This is a genomic window from Bradyrhizobium sp. AC87j1 (assembly GCF_002936975.1).
Lineage (GTDB): Bacteria > Pseudomonadota > Alphaproteobacteria > Rhizobiales > Xanthobacteraceae > Bradyrhizobium > Bradyrhizobium shewense.
This window is the reverse complement of record NZ_PTFE01000073.1, coordinates 14,277-35,767: the sequence shown is the minus strand read 5'-3', so window position 1 is coordinate 35,767 and position 21,491 is coordinate 14,277. Positions and strand designations below refer to the sequence as shown.

Sequence of the window (21,491 nt, the reverse complement as noted above, 5' to 3'; positions counted from 1 at the left end):
CCACCCTCTCCCACAAGGAGAGAGGGTAAGAAAGCTACAGCGTCTCTTGCTGGTGCCCGCAATTCTTGCAAGCGAACTTGACCCGGGTCTGGCCTTTCTCCGCCTGGACCCGGTTCGGCGCGCCGCACTTGCCGCAGACGGCCTCGATGCGGGTCGCGCCCTGCTTGACGACGATGGTCTTCTTTTCCATCGATTCGCGGATCAGGCGCTCGGCCTCCTCACGCAGCGATTGTTTCGACAAAGCTCGTCTCCGCCTCTGGAAAGCGCGAGAGCCATAACGCACCTGCGTTCGAAGTACAATGCGGGATGCGGATCGGAAGGCCCGATCAAAACGTCATTCCGGGTGGTCGCGGACGCGAGAGCCGCGGAGCGACGCTCCGCGGCTCTCTTGCTCGTCGTCCGATTGGCGCAAGGCACATTTTTCAAGCCGCCTTGGAAACCTCCATCAGCAAACGCTCGGCCTTGGCATCCTCGATGCGGTTCACCAGCCGGCTGCTCTCGTGATTGTCGCGCACGGTCTTGGTCAGGGTGATACAGGTCTGGATCAGCATGACGATGCCCATGGTGAGATAGCCCTTCATCCAGAAGTCGATCGGCAGGAAGAAGATACCGATGGCGATGAGGAACGCGGAGGCTGCGAAGGACGCGTAAGTGAAGGTCACCCAGGCGCTGCTATGGGGTTGGCCGTTCTGGTTCATGATGGTCTCCTGTTGGTTCGAATGATGATGGGGTTGGGGATCAGGCAGTCGGCGCGCGCTTGGACTTCAACCGGACCAGCACGTCGTCCGCAGTCGTCTTCAACCGGGGGCCAAAACCCTGCTCGGCGAGTCTCTCGGCGGTGGCGAGCGGACCGGTCGCCGCATCGAGCTCGACCAGCGCATCATCGGCGGCCTGGGTTTCCATCTGCCGCTCGCGCAGGCGCCGCAGGGTGCTCTCCGCCTCCGGCAGCGTGGATTCGTAAGGACGTGCCGCCTCGATGCCGCTGCGGCGAAGCGAGCGCACCGCTTCCGAGGCGCGGGCGACGCGGCGGCCGCGATCGAGCTCGGTGATGCGGGCCTGCGCGGTTGCGACGTGCCGCTTCAACCGGGCGATCTCGGTCGCGAACAGGGCGCGGGCCGTCATCGCCGCATCGCGGTCGGCCTCCAAGCCTGCGATGGCTTCGGCAGCGTCCCTGGCGAGATCCTCGCGGCCGCCGTCGAGCGCCGCAACCGCGCGCGTCTCGAGATCGGCAATGCGGGCGATCGTCGCCTCGAGCTTGCGGCCTTCCTGCTGATCCTGCGCGATCGCCAGCGCCAGCGTTCGCTTGCTGCGCTCGACGGCGGCTGCCGCATCGCGCATCTGCTGGTCGAGAATGAGGAGGGCCGTGCGGTCCTCCAGCTCTTCGCCCGCGGCGGCCACGCTGCCGCGGAAAAGTGTCACGACGGTCTTGAACATCTGTTGCTCCCTGTTATGAGCGTTGCTCACACATACTTTGTAGCAACAACCTTGAACATTGTTCAAGAGAAATTTGAGCAACGCTCAAGAATTTGGCCCATGCATGTCTAAGGCCTTGGAACGTCGAGAGAAACTTCGATCCGCGCTCATCCTGACGGCGGAACGGATGATCGCGGATCGTGGATTGTCAGGGCTGAAAACCCGCGATCTCGCCCGCGAGATCGGCTGCGCCAATGGTGCGGTCTATAATCTCGTGGCCGATATGGATGAGCTGATCCTGCGTGTGGGATCGCGCACGCTGCTCCGGCTCGACGAGGCGCTCGGCGTGGCGGAACGCGCGGGCGCCCCCTCACCGCAGGAGACGCTGGTCCGCATTGCCATCGCCTATTGCGATTTCGCGGCCGAAAATCTCCAGCTCTGGCGCGCGCTGTTCGAGCACCGCATGGAGGCCGACAAGGTCGTCCCCGACTGGTCCGTCGACGATCAGATGCAGCTGTTCCGCCACATCTACCAGCCGCTGGCCGCACTGTTTCCAAAGCGCAGCCCGGAGGAGCTCGGCATCACCGCGCGCAGCCTGTTCTCGGCGGTCCATGGCATGGTGGCGCTGGGGTTGGAGCAGAAGCTGGTCGCCGTGCCGCTGCCGGCGCTCCGCAAGGAAATCGCTGGCCTCGTGCGCGCGATGATTGACGGACTGATCGCGCGGGCCGAGTAGAGGCGCGAAGCAGTGGGACCGTAGAGATCTCGCCGACGCCAACCAACGCGTATACGCGCTCCGCACCACCAGATCTGAATCTCGACGAGAGCTAGGAACGAACATTTCGAGGGTCGGTTGTCGCGCATAGTTTCCCTCAGAGCGCGAGCCCTCCCATGTATCACCACGTCAAGAAACTGATGTTCACCGTGCGTGTCGACGAGCCCGATCCCCGTTTCGGCAATATGCTGCTCGAGCAGTTCGGCGGCGCCAACGGGGAACTCGCGGCCGCGATGCAATATTCGATTCAAGGTCTGAATTGCGAGGACCCCGACCGCAAGGATCTCCTGATGGATATCGGCACCGAAGAGCTCAGCCATCTCGAAGTCGTCGGTTGTCTCGCGCGGATGCATCTTGCGCCTTCGAAGAATGACCGCCAGGCGGCAGAAGCCGACCCGCTGATTGCGATCGCCGGCGGCGGCGGCGTCAACCTGTTCAATTCGCAAGGCAATCCCTGGACCGCCGACTATCTCAAGATCACCGGCGAGCTCGACGTCGATCTCCGCAGCAACATCGCCGCCGAGGCGCGCGCGAAGATCGTCTATGAACGGCTGATCAATTTCTGCGACGACGCCGGCAGCAAGGACGCGCTCCAGTTCCTGATGACGCGGGAGATCACTCATATGAAGGCGTTCGCGCGAGCGCTCGAAAGCTTGTCGAAGCCGGCCTTCAGCGTCGGCAGGATCGCGCCGACGCCCGGCCTCGTAAACCAGTACTTCAACGACTCCACCGGCAGCGGTGACCACGGCGAAATCGACACCCGCGGTCCCTGGAACGAGGGTGAGGACTGGGTGTTCACGGAATCGCCTGCGCTGCAGTCCGCCGATCTCGGCGCCGGCACGCCGATCGTCACGGAGAGCTCACCGCCTGTCGACGAAGCCGGCCTGACCGATCTCCTGCTCCATGAACTGCGCGACATTCTCCATGCCGAGAAGCAGTTGACCAAGGCGCTCCCCAAGATGGCGCAGGCCGCCCGCTTCGACCAGCTGCGGGAATTGTTCGAGCAGCATTTGGCCGAGACCGAGAATCAGATCGAGCGCATCAACGAATGCTTCGAGCTGCTCGGCGAGAACGCACGCGCCAAGCCCTGCAAGGGCATGATGGGCCTGATCGAGGAAGGCCAGGAGGTCATGAAGGAAGGCGAAGACAAGGAAGACGCAGCCGCCGACCTCGCACTGATTTCTGCGGCTCAACGCGTCGAACATTACGAGATGTCCGGCTACACCACCGCGCGCAACCTGGCGCAACAGCTCCGGCATAGCGCAGTGGTGGCCCTGCTCTCCAAATCCCTCGCCGAAGAGGAAAACGCCGATCTCCTGCTCAATCAGGTCGCGCGATCGCTGATGTCGGTTGCGAAGATGCCTGCCGCACTGGAGCAGGCCGAATAGGAGGCGCCTGGCGCGCGCAGACTCACCGAATGAAACCGTCTCGCGCCGTCGCGCGGGGCGGCCGGCCACGGACACGGTACGATAATTCGTACCGGTGGCACACACCTTGCCTCTCGATACCGGACAATTGCCGGACAGGAGGCCCCCATGAGCAGTTCACCCTTCCATATGAGCCGCCGCAGCGTGGTGCTCGGCGGCGTGGGTGCCGCCGCCATCAGTGCCGTCGCCCCTCCCTTCGCCTGGGCGCAGGGCCGGAGCGAGACGCTGCTGGTGGTGCAGGAGCTGGGTCCGAACTCGCTGGACATGCAGGGCGTCGGCTCCAACCAGACCGTGAACGGGCTATCGTGGAATTGCTACGACCGCCTGCTCTCCTACGCCTCCAAGACGCTGCCGGACGGAACGCTCTCGTATGATCGCGAGAAGCTCGCGCCCGAACTCGCCGAGAGCTGGGAGGTCGCGGCCGACGGCATGTCCTGCACCTTCCGCCTGCGAAAAGACGCGAAGTTTCACGACGGGACGCCGGTGACGGCCAAGGACGTGAAATGGTCGTTCGACCGCGCAGTGAAGGTCGGCGGCTTCCCGACCTTCCAAATGTCCGCCGGATCGCTGGAAAAGCCCGAGCAGTTCGTCGTCGTCGACGATCACACCTTCCGCATCGACTATGTCCGCAAGGACAAGATGCTGCTGTTCAACGTCGCCGTCGTCGTGCCGTTCGTCATCAATTCCGAACTGGCGAAGAAGAATGCGACGGCCGAAGACCCGTGGGCGCTGGCGTGGCTGAAGAACAACGAGGCCGGCGGCGGCGCCTACAGGATCGAAAGCTGGAAGCCCGGCAGCGAGACCGTGCTGGCGCGCTTCGACGACTGGAAGAGCGGACCGTTGCCGAAGATCAGGCGCGTGATCGCACGCGACGTTCCCTCCGGCGGGACCCGCCGCGCCATGCTGGAGCGAGGCGATGCGGACTTGTCGAGCGGCTTTGCGCCGCGCGATTTCGACCAGCTCATCAGGGAAGGCAAGGTCAAGGTGTCGGGCGTGCCGATCCCCAATGCGCTCTGGTACGTTGCTCTGAACACCGCAAAGCCGCCGTTCGACAACGTCAAGCTGCGGCAGGCCATCGCCTGGGCGATGCCGTATGAGCAGATCCAGAGCAGCGCGTTCTTCGGCCGTGCCGTTCCCATGTACGGCGGCGCCGCCGACGTTTCAAAGCCGGTCTGGCCGCAGCCGTTTCCCTATGTCACCGATCTCGACAAGGCCAAGGCATTGATGAAGGAAGCCGGCTTCGCCTCCGGTCTGGAGACGACCTTGTCGCTCGACACAGGCACCGCGACCGTCGGCGAGCCGACCGCGATCCTGATCCAGGAGAACCTCGCCAAGATCGGGATCAAGGCGGGAATCGAAAAGATCCCCGGCGCGAACTGGCGCACGACGCTGAATAAAAAAGAGCTGCCGCTTGCGCTCAACCGTTTCAGCGGCTGGCTCGATTATCCCGAATATTACTTCTACTGGAATTTCCACGGCAACAACTCGATCTTCAACATCTCCTCCTACCAGAACAAGGAGATGGACGCGCTGATCGACAAGGCCCGCTTCACCGCGGACGCGACCGAGTACGACCGATGCGTGAAGGATTTCATCGCGCTCTGCATCCGCGACGTTCCGGTCGTTCCGCTCAACCAGCCGATCCACGACGTCGCCATGCAGAAGGGCATCACCGGCTACGAGTTCTGGTTTCACCGCGAGCCGGACTACCGTCAGTATGTGAAAGGCTAAAGCGCGATACGATTAGGATGAATCGTCATCGCGCTTTAGCTTGTTGTTTAAGCATGATCTTTTCGGAAAACCGCTGCGTACTTTTCCGGATCATGCTTTAGTCCTGACGGGCGAAGCTGATCGCGCCCGGGCCTGCGCGTGCCTGCTCGATCGGAAATCCTCTTTCCAGCCGCGTAGCGCTGGCGCGCAGCATCGCCGCGTCGAGCTTGCCCTGCCGCATGCCGTCCAGAGAGCAGGCGAAGACGCGGTAGAACTGCGCGCCGTCATAGGCGACCAGCAGCAGGTCGACGCCGGCATTGATCGCCTCGACCACGGCCTTGCAGACGTCGTTCTGGTAGATCGCCCCCATCACGAGGTCGTCGGTCATCACCACGCCCTGATAGCCCCATTTGTCACGGATAATGCCGTCGACGACGCGCTTGGAATGCGAGGCGGCGCGGTCGGGATCGACCGCGGTCAGCGTGACATGCCCAACCATCAGCGCGCTGCGCGAATGCGACAGCACCTCGCGGAACGGAAGCCAGTCGGTGGCTTCCAACTCCCCGACCCGCGTATCCAGATTGGCGCTGAAATGATGCGTGTCGGTGCGCACGCGGCCGATGCCCGGAAAATGCTTGAGCGTGGCACCGACGCCGGATTCTTCCAGCCCGTGGACATAGGCACTTGCGATCGTGCTGACGACGGCAGGATCGGTTGCAATCGCGCGCTGGCCAATCAGCGTGTGAAAATCGAGACGATTGCGCCTCGCCGGCGGCTTGAGGTCGAGCACCGGCGCGAGATTGAGGTTGACGCCAAGCGCACCGAGCTCGTGTCCGTGAATGCGGCCAAATTCTTCGGCTTTGGCCTGCTGGTCGTCGGGAGCCAGCCCAGTGAGCGTCGCCAGCGCCGGCACCTTGGTCAGCGGCGGGGCAAGATGCCCGACGATGCCGCCCTCCTGGTCGGCAGCGACGACCAGCGGCGGCAGGCCCGCCGCGCGCCGCTTGTCCTGAAGCGCCGAGATTTCGGCACGTAGCGCCGCAATCGTCCGGCCCCTGATGTTGTGCCGGGTCACATAGACGCCGCCGATCAATCCCTGCTCGGCAAGGCGCGCGACCTCGGGAAACGAGGAATAGCCGACCATGAAATGAGGCCCGAGCTGTCGCGCCTCGGCGGCACTTGCGCCGAGAACGTCGTGCTTGCGCAGCTCAAACTTCAGATGCGCCGCGGACATCAGCACCGGCGGCAAGCACCAGAGCGTGACCAGCAGCTTGCCCGCGATGGTTCGCCACCGCCCTTTGCGCAGCAGGAGGATGACGATCGCGATGCTTGCGACGACAAGCGCGACGTTTCCGGCGCCGCGCAACGGGACCAGATAGGGATCGTTCTTGTTCGCGGCCGCGAATGTGACGACAGGCGCGGCAAGCCAGAGCAGAATGAGACCGATACGGCGGAGGAATTGCATGATGCATCACGCGCTGGGAGTGGCGATGCTTCGCACCTATCAAAGCGATTTGCGCTCCGCGAGAGGCAAACGCGCGCCTGCACGAAAACTGCAAAAGACTCCTGAAACCGTGCAGACGATGGTCCCGGCTTCTGCACAAGCACCGTTCAAACTTCGTGATGCCACCCATCACGAAAGGTCTTCTGGACATGACGAGCCTGGCTTCGACGATAGCAGCGGACCTCCAGCCGCTCAGGCACTCCACCATTCCGGCCAAGCTCGGCCTCGCGCTGGCGCTGGCCGCACTGGCGGACTGGCTGTTCTATGGCCACCGGATCGGCCTATCGCTGGCCCTCTTTGCCGTCGCCACCGCTTGCGTGTCGGTGCTCTTCAATCACGCGGCTCTGAACCTGCGGCGCGCCCTGATCGGCACAGCCATTCTCATCGTCGGCCTCGCACCGGTCGTCGAGGAGCTCAACGCGCTTTCGTTGCTGATCCTCGTCGCGGCGACGCTAATCGCCCTGCTGCTCGTGACCAATGCGGAAACGACCGGGCTCGCCGACCGCGTCCGCGCGCTGCGCAACTTCGTCCTGCTCGGACCCTTCAGGTTCTTCCTCGATGCGCCCCAGGTGTTCAATGCGTCGGCGCTGACCCGCGGCATCGCGCGCTGGCTGCTCCCTGCAGCACTCAGCACGGTCTTCGTCGCGCTGTTCGCCGCGGCCAATCCCGTGATCGAGCAATGGGTGTTTCTGCTCAATCCGAAACTCATCCTCCAATATATCAGCATCCCGCGCGTACTGTTCTGGGCCTTGACGCTGGCTCTGGTCTGGCCGTTCATCCATGTGCGCTGGCGGCGCAAGACGATCGTCACCACCGCCGTCGCGGACGGACCTGTGCCGCCGCCGCTCCCGCCTCTGGTCTCGGCAGAGTTTCTTGGTCCCTCCACCATCCTGCGCTCGCTGATCCTGTTCAACCTGCTGTTCGCGGCGCAGTCCATTCTCGACGGCATCTATCTCTGGGGCCATATGGCGCTGCCGGACAATCTGACCTATGCGGGCTATGCGCATCGCGGCGCCTATCCGCTGATCGTAACCGCCCTGCTCGCCGCGGCCTTCGTGCTGGTGGCGATGCGTCCGGGCGGCCCGGCGGAGAAATCGAAGATCATCCGGCCGCTGGTGTACGTCTGGGTCGGACAGAACGTGCTTCTCGTCGCCTCCTCCATCCTTCGGCTCGATCTCTATGTCGACATCTATATGCTGACCTATTGGCGGATCGCGGCCTTCATCTGGATGGGGCTGGTGGCGCTGGGACTAATCCTGATCGTCGCCCGAATCGTGCTCGACAGGTCCAACCAATGGCTGGTCGGCGTCAATCTGATCGCGCTCGCGATCGTGCTTTATGGCTGCTCGCTCGTGAACTTCGACGCCTTCATTGCCGACTACAATGTCGCCCACAGCCGGGAAGCATCGGGCAACGGCGTGCAGATCGACATCGACTATCTCCTGACGCTCGGACCGCAGGCACTCCCCGCCATCGACAGGGCCATCGCGCTCCGGCCCGGCGCCGGCGAGGGCTGTCTTGTGTCCCGACGCGACCGCCTTGTAGAACAGCAACGCCAGGATCTGGCCTGGCGGAGCTGGGGCTTTCGGAGCTGGCGGCTGCAGCGCAGGCTGGACGCGCAGGTGAAAGATCAGTCCGGCAGCCGGCCGGCAGGGTGAGCGGAGAGTTTCTTGGCGCATCGCATTCTCATCGTCGACGACGAAGGCCATATCCGCGAGGTCATCCGCGTTGCGCTGAAGAAGGCCGGCATGGACGTGATCGAGGCCCGCGACGGCAAGGAGGCGCTCAGCCGCTTTGCCGCCGACAGGCCCGATCTGATCGTGCTCGACATCGGCATGCCCGAGTTCGACGGCCTCGATGTCTGCCGCGAGATCCGCAAGACGTCCGACGTGCCGATCCTTTTCCTGTCGGCGCGCGACGAGGAGATCGACCGCATCCTGGGCCTCGAGATCGGCGGCGACGACTATGTGACCAAGCCGTTCAGCCCGCGCGAGCTGGTGGCGCGGGTCAATGTCATTCTCCGCCGCCTCAGTCCGCGCAATGGCGAGATCAAGGCGGGTCCCACCGCGCTGTCGCAAGGCGGCCTGCTGATCGACCCCGAGCAGCATGTCGCGACCTTTGCCGGCACGCCGCTGAAGCTGACCGCGATCGAGTTCGGCATCCTGCGCGCTTTCCTGACCCGGCCGACTTCGGTGTTCAACCGCGAGCAACTGATGCGGGCGGCCTATCAGCTCAACATCCAGGTCTCCGACCGCACCATCGACAGCCACATCCGCAACATCCGCGCCAAGCTCGCAGTGCTGGCCTGCGACAACGCGATCGAGACCATCCACGGTGTCGGCTTCAAGCTCGGCCGCTGCGAGAAAGCGGCATGAGCGCGGCACCCGACAAATGGCGGCCGTCGCTCGCCCTCGTGATCTTCACGGTGCTGACCACCGTTGGCGTGCTGCCGCTGGTCGGCCTGTTCTTCTTCCGCCTCTACGACAACCAGCTGATCCGCCAGACCCAGGCCGAGCTGATCGCGCAAAGCCGCGTGCTGGCGACGATCTATGCGCAGGAGGTCACGGCCAGGCTCGACAGCGGCCTGACGCTCGGCGCCGAGGTGCCGCCGAACGTGCTGCCCGACCCCGGCGACCAGGTCACGCCGATCCGTCCAGCACTTGACCTGACCGCCAACGATCTGCTGCGGCGGCGACCGGATGCGCAAGCCGCGTCTCATCCGTCGCAGGCGGCCTATGTCGAGATCGGCGCAAGGCTGACGCCGATCATCCGCGAGACCCAGAAGGTGACGCTGGCGGGCTTTCGTATCCTCGATCCGCAAGGCGTCGTCATCGCCGGGCGGCAAGAGGTCGGCCAATCGCTCGCCCATATCGAGGAGGTCGCGGACGCGCTGCACGGGCAATACCGCGCGACTTTACGCAACCGCGTGCCGGACAAGCCGCCGCCGCCGATCTATTCCTTCAGCCGCGGCCTCGGCGTGCACGTGTTCTCGGCGATGCCCGTCATCGTCAACAACCGCGTCGCCGGCGTGATCTACACCACGCGAACGCCGAGCAACATCTTCGACCATCTGTACCAGGAGCGGGGCAAGTTCGTGCTAGCGGGGCTCGCCGTGATCCTCGGCACGATCGCGATCGGCTTGGTGTTCTCGCGCACCATCACCCTGCCGATGCGCGAGCTGATCGACCGCGCCGCACGGATTGGCCGCGGCGACCGCGAGGCCTTCCAGCCGCTCCGGCATTACGGCACGCGTGAGTTCGCCCAGCTCTCGCACAGCTTCCTCGGCATGGCCGAGCAGCTGGCGCGGCGTTCCGACTATATCGCGACGTTCTCGGCCCATCTCACCCACGAGCTGAAATCGCCGCTGACCTCGATCAAGGGCGCGGCCGAGCTGCTGCAGGATTCCTATCAAGGCAGGTCTGACGGACTGACGCCGGCCGAGCAGAAGACATTCATCGCCAACATCCTGTCCGACACTCAGCGGCTGGAAGCGATGGCGCAGCGGCTGCGCGATCTTGCGCGCGCCGAGAGCCTGCCGCAGAACGAGCGCACGGAGCTGGCGCCCGTCATCGCCGACCTCAGAAACAGGTTTCCGGCCAGCTCCATCGAGGCCAGCGGCAGCCTCGACCGCCCCATCGGCATGTCCGGCGAAAAGGCGCTGATCGTGCTGTCGCATCTCGCCGACAACGCGATGCGGCACAAGGCCGGGACGATCAGGCTGGAGGCTGTGGACGAGCGCACGACCTTGCGTCTGACGGTGAGCAATGACGGCGAGCCGATCTCGGCACCGAACCGCGACAGGATTTTTGATGCGTTCTTCACCACCCGCCGCGACCAAGGCGGCACCGGGATGGGGCTTGCGATCGCGCGTGCGGTGATGGCGAGCCATGGCGGCTCGATCAGGCTCAAGCCGACCGACGAGGGCGCGGCCTTCGAGCTGCAATTCCCTGTCGCCTGAGGCGCGATGAGGTCATCGCCCCTCAGCTTTTATTTGGGCATGATCTGTTCGGAAAACCGCTTCACACTTTTCCGGATCATGCCCTAGATCGCGAACACCCACGCCGCGACGATGGTGCCGATGGTGACGAGACCAGCGATGGTCCAGCCGGCGGCATATTCCAGCTCAGGATGACCGGTCGCCCGCATGATCTCTGTCGGATCGGCGGTATGCTTGTGTGCCATGACAGCCTCGCACGTTTCTTCCCGCGTCATATGTAAGTCGCATCAGCCGCCATTAGGTTCCATCACGGAAATGCGAGCAATGACGCAGCTTGGCTTGTTCGCCGTTCCTGACGAAGGCCCGACCGGACTTCGCTACACGGACAATTTTATCGAAGCCGCCGTCGAGCAGTGCTTGATCGGCCGCATCGCAGCATTGCCGCTCGAGCGCTTCCAGTTCGGGGCGTTCGAGGGCAACCGCCGGGTGGCGTCGTTCGGCTATCGCTATGACTACACGCTGCAGCGGCTCACCGAGGCGGAGCCGATCCCGGACTGGCTGTTGCCCATCGCGCGTCAGGCCGAAGCCTGGGCGGAGCTGCCGGAGGCCAGCGTCCGGCAGGTGCTCTGCACGGAGTACGAGGCCGGCGTCGGCATCGGCTGGCACCGCGACAAGCCGCACTTCGACAAGATCCTCGGCCTGTCGCTCGGCTCGGCCTGCAAATTCCGCTTCCGCCGCCGCAACGGCGACAAATGGCAGCGCCACACGCTCGAGGCCCAGCCGCGCTCACTGTACATGATGGAGGGCGAGGCGCGCTCGCAATGGGAGCACAGTATCCCGCCGGTCGAGGCGCGGCGTTACTCCATCACGTTCCGGACGATGAAGCGCCTAACGCGGCCGGCCAAACAAAAAATGCGAAAACAACCCCATGCAAAGTAGGACGCCCGTTCCGCCCGAGGCGTGGCCACGCCGCACAAGGGTTTGACACATCGGTGCAAAACCGCCGCCTTGCGCAATCACCGCACGGCTTGCGTCTTGCCTTCCGAATCCGGTTGCATGCTAGATTGGCAGCACGCATTCCGCGGCAGGAGGGAAGCATGGCCGACAACAAGGCAAAGCGCGGCGGGGCCGATCGGGCGCTGATTGCGCTCACCGAAAAATATGAAGTCGCCTACTGGTCGAAGAAGTTCAAGGTGACCCCGGCCAAGCTGAAATACGCCGTCAAGAAGGTCGGCCGTTCCGCCAAGAAGGTCGAGGCGTATATCAAGCTCCAGAAGCACCGCGCCTCCGACAAGAGCCGGATCGCGCTGAGCGAGGCCTATGAGGTCCGTTACTGGTCGAAGAGATTCAAGATCACCCCGGCCAAGCTGAAAGCTGCCGTCGCCGCGGCCGGCCATTCTTCAAGGAAGGTCGAGGCCTATCTCGCCGCCCGGAAGACGGCAAAGAAGAAATCGGCCAGGAAGACGACAAAGAAGACGACGAAGAAGGCAGCCAAGCGCAAGAGTGCCGCCTGAGACCTCGGAAGCCATGGATGCGGGGGCCGCAACCTGTCCTCACATGGGCACGTCGTCCCCAGTGCGCCCGAAGGCCGCTGGCGGCCGGGCGCCAGCCGAAGATCTCGCACGCGACGGCGGTGGGGCTTTCGGGTGATCGCTTTGCTGTCGCCGAACCAAAGGTGCCGTGAAATCGCCTCAAGGCGGACGAATAAGGCGAATTGAAAAGACAGGCCAAACCGGCGAACCAATATGGGGGGCGCAAAGGCCGGCACCAAATGAAGAATTATCTCGCTTTTTTCCTGTTTCTGACCATCACGACAGCATCCGCACATGGCCCGTTGCCGGCGCGGTTGACGCCGCCCTCCGACCTCATCCCGACAGGCCTGACCGATTCCGACACCACCGCCGGCGGTACCGCGCGGCTGTGCGAGCAGGTCACCTTCTCGCGGGGCCTGCGCTACGGCGAAAACGAGGCCAACGTGCTCGACGTCGCCGCCAGCACGACCAAGGCGGATACGCCGCGGCCGGTACTGCTGTTCGTGGCCGGCGACAGTTTCACCGGCGACCGCGCCGCGCCCGAGCTGTCGCGCCAGATCCAGGACCAGGCCATGTGCTTTGCCGCCCGCAACGACATGATCGGAGTGCGCGTCAATTATCGCCTGGCGCCCGCAGCGACCTGGCCGATGGGAGCGACCGACGTGGCGGCGGCGCTGTCCTGGGTTCACGGCAATATCGACCTGTTCAACGGCGATGCCCGCGAGATCGTCGCGGTCGGCTACGGCGCCGGCGCGTTCCATGTCGCAACCCTGCTGGCGCATCCCGAGCTCCAGGCCGACCGCGCCGATGTCGCGGCCGTCGTGCTGGTGTCCGGCATCTACCGCGCCGGCAAGGACGCCAGCGACAGCGAGAAGGCCTATCTCGGCGGCGACGCCAGCCAGTACAACGCGCGCTCGGTATTCCCCGGCATACTCAATGTCGATGTGCCGATCGTGCTGGCCTGGGCCGCGGACGATTCCCCTGGCCTCGTGACGCAGGGCGAGACCTTGAAGAAGACGCTCTGCGGCGCCGGCCATTGTCCACGCAGCGCGCTGCTGCGCAGCCGCGACGGCATCGCCTCCGCCTTCGGATTGGATGGCTCCGGCGACAGCCTCGCCGAACCGACCCTGCTGCTGGTGCATCAGCTCGAGGCGCGGGGGCTGCCGTAGCGGCGTGTCAGCACGCCTGCCATTTCGTGCGGGCCTGCGCTGTATTGAAGCGGGCTGCCAAGTCACACGATTGCCAAACGCCTGATCTAGATCAACTCGCCTTGGTGCGGACTGAGCCGAACCTCGTTGGGGGCCAACGACAAGGTGTCGAGCATGCGCGTCACCGGCAGACTGCTGTTCGTTTTGATCGCCGCACTCGCGTCGCTTGGCGCGATGTCCGAGCAACGCCCGGACCAACCCATAAGCGACAAGGAAATCCGCATCGGCAATGTCATGCCGTACTCGGGAGCGCTCTCTGAATTCGGCGCGATCGGTCAGGCGGAGGCCGCCTATTTCGACATGGTCAACGCGCGCGGCGGCATCAACGGCCGCAAGATCCGCTTCATCACGCGCGACGACAATTCCGATCCCACGACCGCGCTGGAGCTGACGCGCAATCTGGTCGAGAAAGACGACGTGCACCTGATGTTCGGATCGTTCGGCACGCCCGGCAATCTCGCCACGCGCTGGTATCTGAACGAGAAGAAGGTGCCGCAGCTTTTCGTCGCCTCCGGCGACGAGGAGCTGAGCCAGGCCAGGGCTTTCCCCTGGACCATGGGCTGGCAGCCGTCGATCCGGTCGGAGGGGCGCATCTACGCCAACTACATTCAGGCCTATTATCCCAGGAAGAAGATCGTCGTGCTCTGGCAGAACGACCAGTTCGGACGCATGCTCTACAAGGGGATCCAGGACGGACTTGGCGATCTGAACCGCCATGTCCTCGTCGACATCGCCTTTGACATCGGCGACGAGCATCTCGACGGGCACGTCTCGATCCTTAAGCGCGCGGGTGCCGATATCTTCGTCTTTCTCGGCGTGCCGTCGACGGCATCCAAGGTGATCAGGCTCGCGGCTTCGCTCAACTGGCGCCCGGTCTTCATCGTCAACGATACCTCCGCCTCGATCGCCAATGCGATGGCGCCCGCGGGCCTGGAAAATTCGTCTGGCGTGATCTCGGCGGCCTTTTTGAAGGACCCGAGTGATCCCGCATGGAAAGACGACCCTGCCATGAAGGACTGGTTCGCCTTCATGGACAAATATCATCACGTCGAAAGCACCAACAGCAGCGCCGCGCTCTATGGCTACGCCGCGGCCGAGGCGCTGACGCAGGTATTGAAGCAATGCGGCGACGACCTCTCACGCGCGAACATCATGCATCAGGCGGCTTCGCTGAAGGGTTATCAGCCCTCGGTCGCGCTGCCCAACATCAGGATGAACACCTCGCCGACCAGTTATCTGCCGATCAAGCAGATGCGGCTGGTCCAGTTCGACGGCCGATCGTGGCAACCGTTCGGTGAGGTGATCGAGACCGCCTTCACCGAAGGCGCGGCGCGGTAACACCGTCCTCACGCCGGCTCCAGTCACCGGGCAGGCGCGCTATGCGGCGACACAGTGTCACCGAGTACCGGCTGGCCTGGTGCTCGGTCCAGTGGCGGATGTGGCTTTGCGAGGCCCGTCGTACCGGGCGGAGCCTCATTGCTCGCCGTCCTTGTGTCGACCCCATCGAGCGTCGTGACGAACGCCGCGAGTATTGCGACGATTACCGCAAAAGCGAAAAGGACGACTGAGGTGCGGTGGCTATTCCACTCTTTACTCATGAGGGGCCTCCACAACCAATAGAAACGTAATGCGACGTGGACGGTTCCTCATGCGCTACCGGCCGCAAGACTTCCCGCTCGATATGCAAAGGCCCCGCTCGGCTTCAGCCGCAGCGGGGCCGGTCTAGAGATAGTCTCATGTAGGTGACGCCAAAAGTTCATTTGGTCGGATCAGGTCGCGAACTTCCGACGGTCGCCGGAATTTTGTACTCGCCGCGGAGTTCATCCCACAAGGCCGTGTCGCTGACCAGCACGACGTGGTACTCACCGCGGCCCGTGATCCCTGCATATTTTCCCGTGCCACCCGTGAACTCGAAGGTGCCGCGGAACTCTTTCGGCTTCGCCTCTTTCAGGACGTACTTGGCAAAGACCTTGGATCCGTCTGCTTCTGTGAAGGTCTTATGGCCGCCGCTGGAACTGCCGGCATCCGTCAGATCGACAACCTGATATCGAGCTTTGTCGAGGAATGGCTTGCCATCAGCATTGAACACGGCGCCGTCGAATTCGGTGACCGAGACAGTATGGTCAGCCCTGTCTTCCAGCTTCACGCTCTTACTGGACAGGGTGACCAGAACGGCTCGACCGAACCATTGGCCCGCTTCTTCAGCCAAAGCCGGGACAGCGGCCGACGGGACTGCCAAAGCAAGCACAACACAACCGCACATCCACGATGAATTGAGATGACACCTCATGGTTTCCTCCCAGGTGGGTTGCAGGTCACAAATTTTGGTCGGAGCAAGTACCTCCATCAACGAATTTCCACGTGCCAATCATACCACTGCTCCCAAGCAGAAATCGCACAAACGGCGTTTGATAATGCGTCCATTAGACGCGCGATCATGCATGTTTCCGTTGAGATGCGGCGCTGAAACTCATCGTGGTCGCAGAACACGCCTTTTCGTTTCATCACAGTTGTTTAAGATCGGCATCGACCTGCATCTGCCCCGCCTGGAGAGCTCATGACCGAGACCATTCGCATCAAACGCTTCCATGCGCGGCCCGTGATCGTGCCGATGAACCTGCCGCTGCGGACCTCGACCGGCGCCGTCGCCAAGGCTCCGCTGGTGCTGATCGACTGCGAGACCGACCAGGGCGCCCGCGGGCACGCCTATCTGTTCTCGATCACACCGTCGGCCTTGAAGCCGCTGACGGCGATGGTCACGGAGATGTCGGAGCTCGTCGCCGGCGACGAGCTATTGCCGTTCGAGATCGAGCGCAAGCTGACCCAGCGCTTCACGCTGCTTGGCCTCGCCGGCCTGCAGCGGCTGGCGCAATCCGGCATCGACATGGCGGCATGGGATGCGCTCGCGCGCAGCAAGGGCCTGCCGCTGGCACGGCTGCTCGGCGGCGCGCCGAAGCCGGTCAGGGCGTACAATTCGAAGGGGCTCGGCATCATGCCGGCGGGCGCCGCGGTCGAAGAAGCCCACAAGCTGTTGGCCGAGGGGTTTCAGGCCGCGAAGATCCGCGTCGGCCGGCCCGATGCGCGGGAGGATCTCTCCGTCGTCCGCGCGGTGAGAAAGGCGGTCGGCGACAAGGTGACGCTGATGTGCGACTACAACCAGGCACTGACGGTGACCGAGGCCATCCAACGCGGCGAGATGCTCGACGACGAGGGGCTGAGCTGGATCGAGGAGCCGATCCGCCACGACGATTATGCCGGCTGTGCCCGCATTGCCGACGCACTGCATACGCCCGTCCAGATCGGCGAGAATTTTGACAGCGCCTTTTCGATGCAGACAGCGCTCTCGGCTGAGGCCTGCGACTACGTGATGCCCGACGTGCAGCGCATCGGCGGCGTGACCGGCTGGATGCGCGCCGCATCGCTCGCGCATGCCGCCGGCATCCAGATGTCCTCGCATCTGTTCTCGGAAGTCAGCGCGCATCTGCTCTGCGTGACGCCGACGGCACACTGGCTGGAATATGTCGATTGGGCCGACGCTGTGCTTTCGACGCGGCTCAAGATCAAGGACGGCTTTGCGCTGCCGAATGAGGAGCCCGGCAACGGGATTGCGTGGGACGAGGCGGCGGTCGCCAAATATCTCGTCACATAGGGCCGCCGCTATGACCGAACAGCGGCAATCATACTCAGCTCGACCGGCGCCCCTCGCGGCAATTCGGCGACGCCGACCGACGTCCGCGTATGACGACCGCGCTCGCCGAGGCGTTCGATCAGCCGGTCGGAGGCACCGTTCATGACTTGCGACTGCTGGGTAAATCCAGGCGCTGAAGCGACGTATCCAACGAGCTGCAGGACCTGGACGATCCGGTCCTCTCCGCCTGTGGCGTGATTGATGGCGGAAATGCAGAGATCAGCGCAAAGCGCAGCAGCTTCTTGTGCGGCCACGATATCGACGCCTGCTCCGACCTTCCCCACATAAAGCAGGTCTTCGCCGCGACGCGGCAGCTGGCCACTGACATAAGCGAGCCCACCATGGATGATCACCGGCAAGTAGTTGCCACCGGGCTTATTCACGCTGCTCATCTCAATAGCCTGCCTTCTCTTCACATCCGGCGAGGCGATGCATTTCGCCGTACGCGATAGCTCGATCGCACCAGCTCGTTGCCGTGGCGAATGATCGGACAATGGCAGGCGGCGAATGATGGATCAAGCCTGCGAAGCTGATCAAGCTCGGCCTGACAAGACCTGGCCTGACAGGACCCGGCCGCCGCGCATTGCACGGAGGCGGCGCGCGCGATAACGATCCGCTATGACCATTTGGCGCCCTCATCCCCACATCCGCGTCGTCGCGATCGGCCTGCATTGGCGGGACGGGCGCCTGCTGGCGGCCGAAATTCGCGACGATGCCGGGCGGATCAAGGGCGTTCGGCCGCTCGGCGGCGAGATCGAATTCGGCGAAAGCTGGCGCACTGCCCTAATGCGCGAGTTCAACGAGGAGCTCGGCATCGACGTCACCATCACAAGCGAGCCGTTGGTGCTGGAGAACATTTTCGTGCACGAGGGATCGACCGGCCACGAGGTAATGTTCGTCGCGGAGGTCGTGTTTGCGGAGGGCGCCTTCGCCGGGCAGGACCGCATCGACTTCCTCGAGGACAATGGAGAGCCGATCGTCGCACGCTGGTTCGACCTTGCCGACCTCGACGGAGATGGCGGACCGAGCCTCTACCCGACCGGGTTGAAGGATGTGCTGCTCGCGAGCAAGGACGGGGCGAAGGCCTCGATCCCGTCATCCTGAGGTGCGCGCCCTGCAAAGCAGGGCAAGCCTCGAAGGATGAACGGCCCGGATGGAGCCGGGCCGTCGCCCTTCGAGGGCCGCTGAAGAAGCGGCCACCTCCAGCGACAACGGCTTCTCCGTTGCGCGGGGGTGACGGTTATGGAGCTGCAGGCGTCGCTCCCTCCACACCGTCATGACGGAGCGCTACCACGCTTCCGCGCCCGGGATTTTCTTCCGCACCGCCATGCGCTGGATCCAGATGCAGCGACGGACGGATCTGTTGGAGCGGCCGACGGCGGATATCCCCTCGCCGGCCTGAAGCAGCGGCGCCACGCTCGCGCGCAGCTCACGGCAACGCTGAAGTTCGGCCTGCCAGTCGATGATTGCGGCATCGGCGCGCGAGGCGATCAGCGACAGCGCCGCCGCGGCAAGACAGCTCGCCCGCGTCAGCCCCTTCACTGTGATGCGCCTCCGTCGCGCCCGTAGCGGAAGTCGCAATGGGACGCGCCTTGCATGATCGTCTGCGTCCGCGTGAGCTTGATGTCGGGACCAAAGCCTTCCGCGGTCGCAAAATCGGCCGTGCAGATCAGGAGGAAGCCGAGCTCCGGTTCGCCGAGCGCCTTGTAGAATTCGGCATAGGCGCAGCGCTTGACGTCGAAGGCAAAGGCATCATGCGACTGCTCGATGACGTCATAGGCGAGCGCGTCGTCGCGGGAGTAGGTCTTGAAGGCCGACGATACGGCCTTGCCAAGATCGGCTTCGCTCTCGCCCTGGCTCTTCGCCTTCCAGAATTCCTCGCCGAAGCCGCGATAGAGATCGCCGAGCGCCTTGCGCACCAGTGTGTTGGCGCGCGCCTCGCCAAGCTCGGCCTGGAGCGCCTTGACCAGCGGCACCAGCACCTGGGCCTGGATTTTTGCTTGCTCGATGACGGATATGCTCATGGTCGCGCTCGCGTCGGAAGGCCACATCGTAGCCAAGCTGGGGCGTAAGCATAATCCCCGCGGCGAGGATTGGCTAACTCTCGGCCGGGTAGGCCAGGCGGCCGTCAGCCGTGCCCCTCGCCGCCGGATTCATTTCAGCCGGTTTGACCTGCCCCGGTCCGAGAATGTGGAACACCGTCTCGCCCGCCGCGAGCAGATAATCCGTGATGATCCGACGGTGACATCGCCACCACAATGTCTCCGCGCACATGATGGCGCAGCGCTCCACCTGCCCGACGGCGCGCAAATTTGCGAGCCCTTCGTGAAAGGCCGCGCCCATCGCGTGGTCGGCGTAATTGTGAAAGCTGACGTTCTGCCAGAAGGCATTGGTCTCGCGCGGCACCTCGCGCTTGCGGCTACGCAGGCCGCCGAGCGAGGCAATGTGCTCGTAGCCGATCGAAGCAGCCGCAAGCGATTGCGGCAGGGTCTCGCGATTGTACTGCGGGTTGGTACGGGAGCGGGGCACGGTCCGAACGTCAACCACGAAGGTGACCGCGCTGTCCTGCAACAATTCGACGAATTCCTCGATCGAACGTGTGGCGTGGCCGATGGTGAAGAACGGATGAGCCATGGTGACACCTCGACCGCTCAGCTCGCGGGCCGTCAGCTTTTCAACGACCGCAACGCCCGGCCCTTGTGCAGGGCGACGTGGTCGGTCTTGTCGCTCCTGATCTCGTACTGCGGATCGTCGGGCGTGGCGTGATGGACGTAGCCCTTGTAATCGACGTCGGCGGTGTGCACGCGCAGGATATGGCCGCGCACCCGGCCGGCCTCGGAATTCCAGCTGACGTGGTCGCCGACGGCAAACCTTTTTCCGGGGGTCTTGGACATGGCGGATCAATGCGCGGCAGCATCGGCCTGTTCCAAGGGGGGTCCCCCGACCGTGCGAGGGCAGGCTAAATCCCTGCGGCAGTCCACCAAGGCATGGGCAACGAAGACGTGATGCGGCGGCAACCGCGGATCGCGCGATCCTGAAAGGTCGGCCAAGCGACTTAAGATATTACGAGTGTCATTCAAAGCGAGAGGTGACCATGCCCCCTTCCGAGATGACTCGAGGCTCCATCAGGCCGCGGCCATTTGCGCGATGCCGTCGTCGTGCTGCGGCGGCGACCGCAGCGCTGCTCCTCGCCGCAGCGTTCTGGCCCGCAGGAGGCGCGCAAGCTGCCGCAAATGACGCGGAGGCAAGAACCATCTTCGAAAAATTCATCGCTGCGCAGAATGCGCATGATGCGGACGATGTGAAGGTGATGCTCTGGAATTCGCCCGGCACGCTGTTGTTTGCGAGAGGCATCGAGACGCGAGGCCGCGATGCGGTTGCCACCCGGTTCAAGGCGTATTACGAGGGCACCTGGCACCTCGAACCCGACATGTCGAAATTCCACGTTGCGGTGATCTCGAACGAGGTGATGCAGATCCTCGTTCCCATCGTTTTCACACGCGGCCTTTCGGGCAAGCCCTCGCAACAAAATACGTTTCTGATCAGCCAGACCTACGTTCAGGATGCGACCGGCTGGCATGTCGCCTCCATCCTGCCGGTGGCGAACACTGAACTGAAATAGATTGGTGGCTTGCCGAGCCGAAGCTCGCGGCGGCAGCCCGCCTGCGCCCTTTGGGCTTCGGCGCGCCATCCTTCTCTCGCTATCGCGAGCGAAGGATGGTGGGCACGACAGGGATCGAACCTGTGACCCCTACCATGTCAAGGTAGTGCTCTCCCGCTGAGCTACGTGCCCTAATAGTCCACTTACGTCGGGTGGGGTCCCTATAACGGACGAGGGGACCCTGCGCAAGGACGGAACGGGGCCGATTTAGGCCGCCAGCATCTTGTTCACTTCGCTGACCAATTCGCGCAAATGCACGGGCTTGGACAGCACCTTGGCGTTCTTGGGGGCGTCCGAATCCGAGTTCAGGGCGACCGCGGCGAAGCCGGTGATGAACATGATCTTGATGTCGGGGTCGAGTTCCGAGGCCCGGCGGGCGAGCTCGATGCCGTCCATCTCCGGCATCACGATGTCGGTGAGCAGCATCTCGAACGGCTCTTCCCGCAACCGTTGATAAGCGGCCATGCCGTTGTCGTGGGACGAGACCTGAAAACCGGCGTTTTCCAGCGCCTTGACCAGGAAACGGCGCATGTCGTTGTCGTCTTCGGCGAGGAGGATCTTTGGCATGGCAGGAAAGTCGACTCCCCAGAGGATATCAGCAGAGCTTACTAAGCCGGACAGAGGGTAAATTTGGGGTGAAAA

The 21,491-nt window shown here is 63.7% G+C and carries 25 protein-coding genes and 1 tRNA gene; 13 read left to right on the top strand and 13 right to left on the bottom strand.

Annotated features, from left to right (window positions below; translation table 11 throughout):
* Positions 1-34: 34 nt before the first annotated feature.
* The 3 genes from CV770_RS29510 to CV770_RS29500 form a co-directional block, all read right to left on the bottom strand.
* Positions 35-241, bottom strand: coding sequence for a hypothetical protein (locus CV770_RS29510; protein WP_008145196.1), 207 nt, complete (start codon positions 239-241; stop codon positions 35-37).
* Positions 242-422: 181 nt separating this feature from the next.
* Positions 423-698, bottom strand: a complete 276-nt coding sequence (locus tag CV770_RS29505; protein WP_091966026.1) for a YiaA/YiaB family inner membrane protein — start codon at positions 696-698, stop codon at positions 423-425.
* Between the two features lie 40 nt (positions 699-738).
* Positions 739-1,434, bottom strand: coding sequence for a PspA/IM30 family protein (locus CV770_RS29500; protein ID WP_104464877.1), 696 nt, complete (start codon positions 1,432-1,434; stop codon positions 739-741).
* A gap of 103 nt (positions 1,435-1,537) precedes the next feature.
* Between CV770_RS29500 and CV770_RS29495 the strand changes: the two genes are divergently transcribed.
* The 3 genes from CV770_RS29495 to CV770_RS29485 all read left to right on the top strand — a co-directional run bounded on the left by CV770_RS29495 (position 1,538) and on the right by CV770_RS29485 (position 5,343).
* Positions 1,538-2,146 (top strand): TetR/AcrR family transcriptional regulator, encoded by a 609-nt coding sequence (locus CV770_RS29495; RefSeq protein ID WP_104464876.1) that lies wholly within the window; start codon positions 1,538-1,540, stop codon positions 2,144-2,146.
* A gap of 155 nt (positions 2,147-2,301) precedes the next feature.
* Positions 2,302-3,573 carry a DUF892 family protein gene (locus tag CV770_RS29490; RefSeq protein ID WP_091966029.1) on the top strand — a complete coding sequence of 424 codons (1,272 nt, stop codon included), beginning with the start codon at positions 2,302-2,304 and terminating at the stop codon, positions 3,571-3,573.
* Positions 3,574-3,720: 147 nt separating this feature from the next.
* Positions 3,721-5,343, top strand: coding sequence for an ABC transporter substrate-binding protein (locus tag CV770_RS29485; RefSeq protein ID WP_104464875.1), 1,623 nt, complete (start codon positions 3,721-3,723; stop codon positions 5,341-5,343).
* A gap of 97 nt (positions 5,344-5,440) precedes the next feature.
* Here CV770_RS29485 and CV770_RS29480 read toward each other — a convergent pair whose 3' ends face one another.
* Positions 5,441-6,784: a glycoside hydrolase family 3 N-terminal domain-containing protein gene (locus tag CV770_RS29480; protein WP_104464874.1), complete on the bottom strand. Its 1,344-nt coding sequence runs from the start codon at positions 6,782-6,784 to the stop codon at positions 5,441-5,443.
* 188 nt (positions 6,785-6,972) lie between these two features.
* Between CV770_RS29480 and CV770_RS29475 the strand changes: the two genes are divergently transcribed.
* From CV770_RS29475 to CV770_RS29465, 3 genes are read left to right on the top strand one after another with little or no spacing between them, the layout of a single operon-like run.
* Positions 6,973-8,481, top strand: a complete 1,509-nt coding sequence (locus tag CV770_RS29475; protein WP_201760100.1) for a DUF4153 domain-containing protein — start codon at positions 6,973-6,975, stop codon at positions 8,479-8,481.
* 12 nt (positions 8,482-8,493) lie between these two features.
* Positions 8,494-9,198, top strand: coding sequence for a response regulator (locus CV770_RS29470; RefSeq protein ID WP_091966033.1), 705 nt, complete (start codon positions 8,494-8,496; stop codon positions 9,196-9,198).
* On the top strand, positions 9,195-10,781 hold the full coding sequence (locus CV770_RS29465; RefSeq protein WP_104464872.1) for an ATP-binding protein: 1,587 nt from the start codon (positions 9,195-9,197) through the stop codon (positions 10,779-10,781). The genes CV770_RS29470 and CV770_RS29465 overlap by 4 nt, the downstream gene beginning before the upstream one ends.
* An 83-nt stretch (positions 10,782-10,864) precedes the next feature.
* Here CV770_RS29465 and CV770_RS42815 read toward each other — a convergent pair whose 3' ends face one another.
* On the bottom strand, positions 10,865-11,005 hold the full coding sequence (locus CV770_RS42815; protein ID WP_008133926.1) for a hypothetical protein: 141 nt from the start codon (positions 11,003-11,005) through the stop codon (positions 10,865-10,867).
* 79 nt (positions 11,006-11,084) lie between these two features.
* On the opposite strand from CV770_RS42815, the gene CV770_RS29460 reads away from it, so the two are divergent.
* The 4 genes from CV770_RS29460 (at position 11,085) to CV770_RS29445 (ending at position 14,838) form a co-directional block, all read left to right on the top strand.
* Positions 11,085-11,699, top strand: coding sequence for an alpha-ketoglutarate-dependent dioxygenase AlkB (locus CV770_RS29460; RefSeq protein WP_104464871.1), 615 nt, complete (start codon positions 11,085-11,087; stop codon positions 11,697-11,699).
* Between the two features lie 158 nt (positions 11,700-11,857).
* Positions 11,858-12,274, top strand: a complete 417-nt coding sequence (locus CV770_RS29455) for a DUF3606 domain-containing protein (protein ID WP_104464870.1) — start codon at positions 11,858-11,860, stop codon at positions 12,272-12,274.
* A gap of 257 nt (positions 12,275-12,531) precedes the next feature.
* Positions 12,532-13,461 (top strand): alpha/beta hydrolase, encoded by a 930-nt coding sequence (locus CV770_RS29450; RefSeq protein WP_091966037.1) that lies wholly within the window; start codon positions 12,532-12,534, stop codon positions 13,459-13,461.
* 153 nt (positions 13,462-13,614) lie between these two features.
* A complete protein-coding gene (locus CV770_RS29445) occupies positions 13,615-14,838 on the top strand; it encodes an ABC transporter substrate-binding protein (RefSeq protein WP_104464883.1) in 1,224 nt (407 codons plus the stop codon).
* Positions 14,839-15,256: 418 nt separating this feature from the next.
* Here the strand turns inward: CV770_RS29445 and CV770_RS29440 are convergent, their stop codons facing one another.
* Positions 15,257-15,847 (bottom strand): hypothetical protein, encoded by a 591-nt coding sequence (locus tag CV770_RS29440; RefSeq protein WP_146101376.1) that lies wholly within the window; start codon positions 15,845-15,847, stop codon positions 15,257-15,259.
* A 210-nt stretch (positions 15,848-16,057) separates the two neighbouring features.
* Here CV770_RS29440 and CV770_RS29435 point away from each other — a divergent pair, with 210 nt between their 5' ends.
* Positions 16,058-17,149, top strand: coding sequence for an enolase C-terminal domain-like protein (locus CV770_RS29435; RefSeq protein WP_104464868.1), 1,092 nt, complete (start codon positions 16,058-16,060; stop codon positions 17,147-17,149).
* Between the two features lie 8 nt (positions 17,150-17,157).
* Here the strand turns inward: CV770_RS29435 and CV770_RS29430 are convergent, their stop codons facing one another.
* Positions 17,158-17,580, bottom strand: coding sequence for a RidA family protein (locus CV770_RS29430; RefSeq protein ID WP_091966040.1), 423 nt, complete (start codon positions 17,578-17,580; stop codon positions 17,158-17,160).
* Between the two features lie 226 nt (positions 17,581-17,806).
* On the opposite strand from CV770_RS29430, the gene CV770_RS29425 reads away from it, so the two are divergent.
* On the top strand, positions 17,807-18,292 hold the full coding sequence (locus tag CV770_RS29425) for an NUDIX hydrolase (RefSeq protein WP_104464867.1): 486 nt from the start codon (positions 17,807-17,809) through the stop codon (positions 18,290-18,292).
* 183 nt (positions 18,293-18,475) lie between these two features.
* Here the strand turns inward: CV770_RS29425 and CV770_RS29420 are convergent, their stop codons facing one another.
* The 4 genes from CV770_RS29420 to CV770_RS29405 all read right to left on the bottom strand — a co-directional run bounded on the left by CV770_RS29420 (position 18,476) and on the right by CV770_RS29405 (position 20,082).
* Entirely contained in the window at positions 18,476-18,721 is a 246-nt protein-coding gene (locus tag CV770_RS29420; protein WP_091967294.1) for a hypothetical protein, read from the bottom strand.
* Positions 18,722-18,726: 5 nt separating this feature from the next.
* Positions 18,727-19,212, bottom strand: a complete 486-nt coding sequence (locus tag CV770_RS29415) for an L-2-amino-thiazoline-4-carboxylic acid hydrolase (protein ID WP_104464882.1) — start codon at positions 19,210-19,212, stop codon at positions 18,727-18,729.
* Positions 19,213-19,285: 73 nt separating this feature from the next.
* Positions 19,286-19,822 carry a DUF488 domain-containing protein gene (locus CV770_RS29410; RefSeq protein ID WP_104464866.1) on the bottom strand — a complete coding sequence of 179 codons (537 nt, stop codon included), beginning with the start codon at positions 19,820-19,822 and terminating at the stop codon, positions 19,286-19,288.
* A gap of 32 nt (positions 19,823-19,854) precedes the next feature.
* Positions 19,855-20,082: a hypervirulence associated TUDOR domain-containing protein gene (locus tag CV770_RS29405; protein WP_018316154.1), complete on the bottom strand. Its 228-nt coding sequence runs from the start codon at positions 20,080-20,082 to the stop codon at positions 19,855-19,857.
* Between the two features lie 200 nt (positions 20,083-20,282).
* On the opposite strand from CV770_RS29405, the gene CV770_RS29400 reads away from it, so the two are divergent.
* Entirely contained in the window at positions 20,283-20,810 is a 528-nt protein-coding gene (locus CV770_RS29400) for a Cif family virulence factor (RefSeq protein ID WP_104464865.1), read from the top strand.
* A gap of 96 nt (positions 20,811-20,906) precedes the next feature.
* Here CV770_RS29400 and CV770_RS29395 read toward each other — a convergent pair.
* Both CV770_RS29395 and cpdR read right to left on the bottom strand, forming a co-directional pair.
* A tRNA-Val gene (locus tag CV770_RS29395) sits at positions 20,907-20,981 on the bottom strand.
* A 75-nt stretch (positions 20,982-21,056) separates the two neighbouring features.
* On the bottom strand, positions 21,057-21,416 hold the full coding sequence (gene cpdR / locus CV770_RS29390) for a cell cycle two-component system response regulator CpdR (RefSeq protein WP_007597092.1): 360 nt from the start codon (positions 21,414-21,416) through the stop codon (positions 21,057-21,059).
* Positions 21,417-21,491 lie beyond the last annotated feature (75 nt).

Coding starts and splice junctions, on each gene's coding strand:
- CV770_RS29505 (WP_091966026.1), bottom strand. CDS start 698: ATGAACCAGAACGGCCAACCCCATAGCAGCGCCTGGGTGACCTTCACT.
- CV770_RS29500 (WP_104464877.1), bottom strand. CDS start 1,434: ATGTTCAAGACCGTCGTGACACTTTTCCGCGGCAGCGTGGCCGCCGCG.
- CV770_RS29495 (WP_104464876.1), top strand. CDS start 1,538: ATGTCTAAGGCCTTGGAACGTCGAGAGAAACTTCGATCCGCGCTCATC.
- CV770_RS29490 (WP_091966029.1), top strand. CDS start 2,302: ATGTATCACCACGTCAAGAAACTGATGTTCACCGTGCGTGTCGACGAG.
- CV770_RS29485 (WP_104464875.1), top strand. CDS start 3,721: ATGAGCAGTTCACCCTTCCATATGAGCCGCCGCAGCGTGGTGCTCGGC.
- CV770_RS29480 (WP_104464874.1), bottom strand. CDS start 6,784: ATGCAATTCCTCCGCCGTATCGGTCTCATTCTGCTCTGGCTTGCCGCG.
- CV770_RS29475 (WP_201760100.1), top strand. CDS start 6,973: ATGACGAGCCTGGCTTCGACGATAGCAGCGGACCTCCAGCCGCTCAGG.
- CV770_RS29465 (WP_104464872.1), top strand. CDS start 9,195: ATGAGCGCGGCACCCGACAAATGGCGGCCGTCGCTCGCCCTCGTGATC.
- CV770_RS42815 (WP_008133926.1), bottom strand. CDS start 11,005: ATGGCACACAAGCATACCGCCGATCCGACAGAGATCATGCGGGCGACC.
- CV770_RS29460 (WP_104464871.1), top strand. CDS start 11,085: ATGACGCAGCTTGGCTTGTTCGCCGTTCCTGACGAAGGCCCGACCGGA.
- CV770_RS29455 (WP_104464870.1), top strand. CDS start 11,858: ATGGCCGACAACAAGGCAAAGCGCGGCGGGGCCGATCGGGCGCTGATT.
- CV770_RS29450 (WP_091966037.1), top strand. CDS start 12,532: ATGAAGAATTATCTCGCTTTTTTCCTGTTTCTGACCATCACGACAGCA.
- CV770_RS29445 (WP_104464883.1), top strand. CDS start 13,615: ATGCGCGTCACCGGCAGACTGCTGTTCGTTTTGATCGCCGCACTCGCG.
- CV770_RS29440 (WP_146101376.1), bottom strand. CDS start 15,847: ATGGAGGTACTTGCTCCGACCAAAATTTGTGACCTGCAACCCACCTGG.
- CV770_RS29435 (WP_104464868.1), top strand. CDS start 16,058: ATGACCGAGACCATTCGCATCAAACGCTTCCATGCGCGGCCCGTGATC.
- CV770_RS29430 (WP_091966040.1), bottom strand. CDS start 17,580: ATGAGCAGCGTGAATAAGCCCGGTGGCAACTACTTGCCGGTGATCATC.
- CV770_RS29425 (WP_104464867.1), top strand. CDS start 17,807: ATGACCATTTGGCGCCCTCATCCCCACATCCGCGTCGTCGCGATCGGC.
- CV770_RS29415 (WP_104464882.1), bottom strand. CDS start 19,212: ATGAGCATATCCGTCATCGAGCAAGCAAAAATCCAGGCCCAGGTGCTG.
- CV770_RS29410 (WP_104464866.1), bottom strand. CDS start 19,822: ATGGCTCATCCGTTCTTCACCATCGGCCACGCCACACGTTCGATCGAG.
- CV770_RS29405 (WP_018316154.1), bottom strand. CDS start 20,082: ATGTCCAAGACCCCCGGAAAAAGGTTTGCCGTCGGCGACCACGTCAGC.
- CV770_RS29400 (WP_104464865.1), top strand. CDS start 20,283: ATGCCCCCTTCCGAGATGACTCGAGGCTCCATCAGGCCGCGGCCATTT.
- cpdR (WP_007597092.1), bottom strand. CDS start 21,416: ATGCCAAAGATCCTCCTCGCCGAAGACGACAACGACATGCGCCGTTTC.